We start from the raw sequence: 4,855 nt of genomic DNA on the forward strand, positions 1-4,855 counted from the left end.
GTCTAATATATATCGATCTTTATTTTTTATGACTTCTTATGATTTAGGTCTTGATAAAATCTTAATCAATATGGATTCTTCTATACCATATCTAGATGTATTATTTATAAAAAAGTTTGATCATTTTTTATAAATACTATTTTTATTAGCCTGTTCATACTCTTTTATCATCTTAACAAACTAACTTTAAGAACTATATTTCTAATGAATGTTGAAAATAAAAGTAGAAGATACATATTCGAGCCTCAATAATCATATTTAGTAACGATTGAAGTTAATTAAATTTTGGAGGCTTTAATAATGAATAAAAAAGACCATAAACAGAGGCAAACTTTATTAGAGGAAAGCCATAATGAGAATCGAGACCTCTCCAATGATCAAGCTAAACTTCATTCCCAGACGATCGGCTCTAGGGGACCTGTACTGGAACAAGATAGTGTATTACACGAAACCTTACAAGAATTTATTCATGAAAAGATTTTAGAAAGACCTGTTCATGTAAAAGGATCTGGTGCATTTGGTTATTTTCAAACGATATATTCGATGTCCGAACATACAAAACTGAGCTTTTTACAAAATTCTAATCAGAAATTTCCTGTTATGGTTCGCTTTTCGTTAGCTGTTAGTACGAAAGGAACACCTGATACATCTAGAAATGTGCGTGGTTTTGCTACAAAATTTTATACAGAAGAAGGCGTTTTTGACCTTTTGTGTAATCACATTCCTGTCTTTTCTGTTCGTGATGCGATACGATTTCCGGAATTTATTAAAGCACTCTTACCTTCACCAAAAAATAATTTAATTGATCCTGATAGGTTTTGGAGCTTTGTAGCAAGAGCGCCTGAATCGATTCACTTTGTTATACGGTTATACTCGGATGCTGGTACGGTAAAAAGTTTTCGCCACATTCCAGGACATAGTGTAAATACATATGTTTGGATAAATGCTCAAGGTATTAGAAAGTACGTTAAATACCATTGGTACCCATTTGAAGGTGTACAATACATTGGTCGCGAAGAAGCAAATAGACTAGCCGCTGAAAATCCTGATTACGCTGGTAAAGATTTATACGATGCGATTGCGGGTGGTAAACCGGTGGAATATGGCTTATATGTCCAGCTCATGGACCCAAAGGATGAAGCAAATCTTTCTTATGATCCTTTAGACGATACAAAAGTATGGGATGAAAAAGAGTATCCCCTAATGCCAGTAGGCAAAATAGTTTTAAACAAAAATCCTGATAATTATATGGAACAAGTAGAAAAAGTCGCCTTCTCCACTTCTAATATACTAGACGGCGCAGAATTATCTGATGATAAAATACTTCAGGGCCGTGCCAATATTTATAGTGATTCTCAAAGAAGAAGAATTGGAGCTGAATTTCGTAAATTACCGGTTAACCAACAGCAAAATTGGATACCAGCTAATCAAATTACAAGTGGTGATGGAAGATATGTTGAAGGCAAACTTGAAAGAACTTCTATAACAAAGCAAGACGATTTTGGGCAGGCTGGTGAATTCTATACGAGGTTAACTCAAATCGAAAAAGAACACCTTGTCGAAAATTTAGCTAGTGATTTGAAAGTCATATCTGATGATATTAGAAAGAAGGTTATGGAGTATTTCAGTAAAGTATCATCTGACTTAGCAAAGAGAATTGAAATTGAAATGAAAAAGTGATAAGAAGATTAAAAACGTCATTATTACGATTAAAATGACGTTTTTTTGTATAAAATTTATTAATTTCCAACACAGGGGAAGGTGCAAGGTCCACTGGAAAATCAAGAAGTTCAGTCACCCTACGGAGAAATTCCTTTAACTGTCAAGCACGAGCTGTTGAAACAAACACCCCTAAAAACACCAGGTGGTAGTGTACGAATTGTCGACTCTTCTAACTTTCCAATTTCAAAAACTGTCGCAGCAGCACTCGTTGAGATTGAACCGGGTGCAATGAGAGAACTTTATTGGCATCCAGATAATGACGAATGGCAGTATTACCTTACCGGACAAGGGCGAATGACTATATTTACTGGAAACGGTGCAGCTCGTACATTTGTTTATAGAGCCGGTGATGTCGGATATGTACCCTTTGCTACTGGACACTATATTCAAAACACCGGTACCGAAAGGAGCGATAGTGTGAGGAAAATGGCTTTCATCGTGTTATTTTTGCTTGCTACAGGGATGATTTTGTTACACACTTCTGAACAACAAAATAAAATATCCTCTCCTCATTCAAAACAAACTGAAATTAATGAGACAAGGTACTTGGTAGGTCTTCATAGTTTAATTGATAAAACAGAAGCGGAAGAAATACCCCCTTATGAAAGGTGGAATTCTATTAAAGATTTGAAATATACAACCTCAATCACGGTGCTATGTCATCCATCTTCCTATGAAATTGATAATCAAAATTTGATAAACGAAATAGTTGACTCGTTTCAAAAATCAAAGTACCTTGAGCAAAGTGAGTTTCCAAGTCACGAACCTGACTTGAAGTTATATTTCAAGAAAAGAGAGAACTTTATTATGGCAGGGAGATTCTATTTGAAGGAAGCTGTGATCATTTCTCCAGAAGGACCTATCATAAAAATTGATTTGGAAACCGTACAGAAGATTATGGAACACGCGGATTGTAAATAATATACATTTGATATTTGTTATTTTTCCCTCATATATTCTTTTTAGACGATCGTGACGTTTATCCAAGAAGGGTTAACGCTTTGTTTTTGTTGAACTTTTTCTACTAACTGGCAGTTGTGCGGCCGAGCATAGGTCGTATCATATAACGGGTGGGATTCCCGTCGAGTAAGAACTAGCCATTCACTCGTAGCGAGTCTTGGAGGGCTAAAGGTAACTTTCGTCTTTAAGCGTAGACAGTTAGGTAATGGGCCGAAAGCCATATGGTTGAAGGGATTGAGCTCCATAATGTTAGTAAATCGAGAGGGCTGATGCTTTACCTGCAGCAGAAAGCTACATTTTATCCTTCGTTAAAGGCAAGATGGATAAAACCTCTCTGGAGTCAGAGACCTTGGCACGTTATACATTGATATGATACGGCAACTCGGGAGACCCTATCGGTCTTTTCTTTTTAGAAGAGTATGGTGTACAAGCGATACAAAGTAAGGAAACCAAATGCCGATTAGGGAGTCGGATAGCAGCGTAGTACCAATGAAGTTGGGTAATGCCGATGGAGGAAAGGCTAGCTACCAGTTATCACCCTTGCTAGGGATACATTTACTACACACAGAGGTAGGAATAATAAATGGAGACAAAACTAGTAAGGATAGCAGAATTAGCAAAATCTGATCCTAAGAGATTAGCAAGGTTTTGTGAATGGTAACTAGGAGAAGCCGTGTGCGTTAATAGCGCAAGCACGGTTCTGTGAGGGGGAGGAACACAATCTACCGTAAGGTAGAGAGGTTCCTTTCTACTCGACTAGTTGACGATGAGAAGAAATAAAAAAGGTCTTTTCCAAAGCCCTTAAAGGAGTAATATCAGGTAGACAAATAATTGTTACAAGGGTGGGAGGATATTAAAAATAACTTATCAATTATCAGGAGGATTTATAGAGTGAAGAATTGGGTAATTCGAGTTCTAGTTATTATTGCAGGGTTACTTCTATGGGCTGTTTTGAGAATTCTATTTCATTATCCTTATTAAACTAAATGGGGTGTTAATCCAAGAAGGATTAACGCTTACCTTTATTGAACCTATTGTACTAACAGAGCAGTTAAGTGGTATAAGGATTATTTTTGTATAATGAGATGATATTATTAAACTTTTGTATTACTTTGCACTTTTGCTTTTGTCTTGCGTTATGTTGTTGGGGTGTAATACTAAAGAAATAGATTTATCTCCTTCAATCCATGTAGAGGAAAAAGAAATAGATCCAGAAGAAGAGGTGTTCGCTTCAACCGAAATCAATGCTCCTTTTCTACTTGGTGCAAAATTAAGCGAGCTAAAGGGACATTATGACGAACCTACCTATGATGATTACTATTCGGGTGCAAGATTGGTGGTTTTCGACAAGGAAGGATATTTTATCGATGAACTGGATGAAACCGTGATGGGCTACTATTTTGCTACACCTACTCTCTCTGTGTTCGGTGCTACTGTCGGCATGACAGCAGAAGAAATTAACAAAGTGTTTGCTGAATCAGTAGAGCCAGTTGAAGATGAATTGGACTCTGACGGATACATTCTTGCTTATTATAAAAATGGATTCAAAATCTTCTTTGATTTAGAAATAAAGAATGGACCAACAACCGTTTTACAGTTGGTACGTGAATACGATTTTGAAAAGGAAGAAAAGAATACAGCTGAAACCGTTTCTTCTTCTAGTGAAGCATCTGATATGGAAATTTATGAATACATGAAATCTGTTTTTGATAGAGAAACAAATTATGGTGCAAATTATATTCCAGAAGTCCACGATCAGTAGGCAGGAAAAATGGCAAGTGAAAAGTTTGGAATAAGTTCACAAGAGGCATTAGATATTTATACAAAAATTGAAATCGAAAAGGCTTATTAAATATGAAAAAAGGAATGCAACATTGTTCTATTCCTTTTTAGGTTAAAATGTAGTCCAACATTCGTAATAAAAATGGGGAATGATTACTTGCTGCTATTAATTAGATATTTAATCGAAGCACTAATCTTTTTCTCACTCATTTATACTCTAGAACTAAATAGTCCTTGATATTTATTGTTTTTTTAGGTACCAACATTAATGTCAGTGAACATACTTGTTGTATTAAAAGAAAGCTCTTTATTAGAAAAAATTGTTCTTTACTTAATAAAAAAGTCCTTTACTAATGCACTCTGTTTTTATGGAGGGCATTTTTATTTGACA

Annotated in this window: 2 protein-coding genes and 1 pseudogene; all 3 read left to right on the plus strand. The window is 35.6% G+C overall.

What is annotated here, in order from left to right; translation table 11 throughout:
• Positions 1-300: 300 nt before the first annotated feature.
• The 3 genes and pseudogenes from V7127_RS24830 to V7127_RS24840 all read left to right on the plus strand — a co-directional run bounded on the left by V7127_RS24830 (position 301) and on the right by V7127_RS24840 (position 4,444).
• Positions 301-1,680, plus strand: coding sequence for a catalase (locus V7127_RS24830; protein WP_335490794.1), 1,380 nt, complete (start codon positions 301-303; stop codon positions 1,678-1,680).
• 72 nt (positions 1,681-1,752) lie between these two features.
• A pseudogene (locus V7127_RS24835) lies at positions 1,753-2,127 on the plus strand (cupin domain-containing protein); the annotation flags it as partial.
• A gap of 1,699 nt (positions 2,128-3,826) precedes the next feature.
• Complete coding sequence (locus V7127_RS24840) at positions 3,827-4,444, plus strand: hypothetical protein (protein WP_335490796.1); 618 nt, start codon at positions 3,827-3,829, stop codon at positions 4,442-4,444.
• The last annotated feature ends 411 nt before the right edge of the window (positions 4,445-4,855 follow it).

Origin of the sequence: Bacillus sp. JJ1773, assembly GCF_036962035.1 — a bacterium.
Lineage (GTDB): Bacteria > Bacillota > Bacilli > Bacillales > Cytobacillaceae > Cytobacillus.

Coding starts and splice junctions, on each gene's coding strand:
- V7127_RS24830 (WP_335490794.1), top strand. CDS start 301: ATGAATAAAAAAGACCATAAACAGAGGCAAACTTTATTAGAGGAAAGC.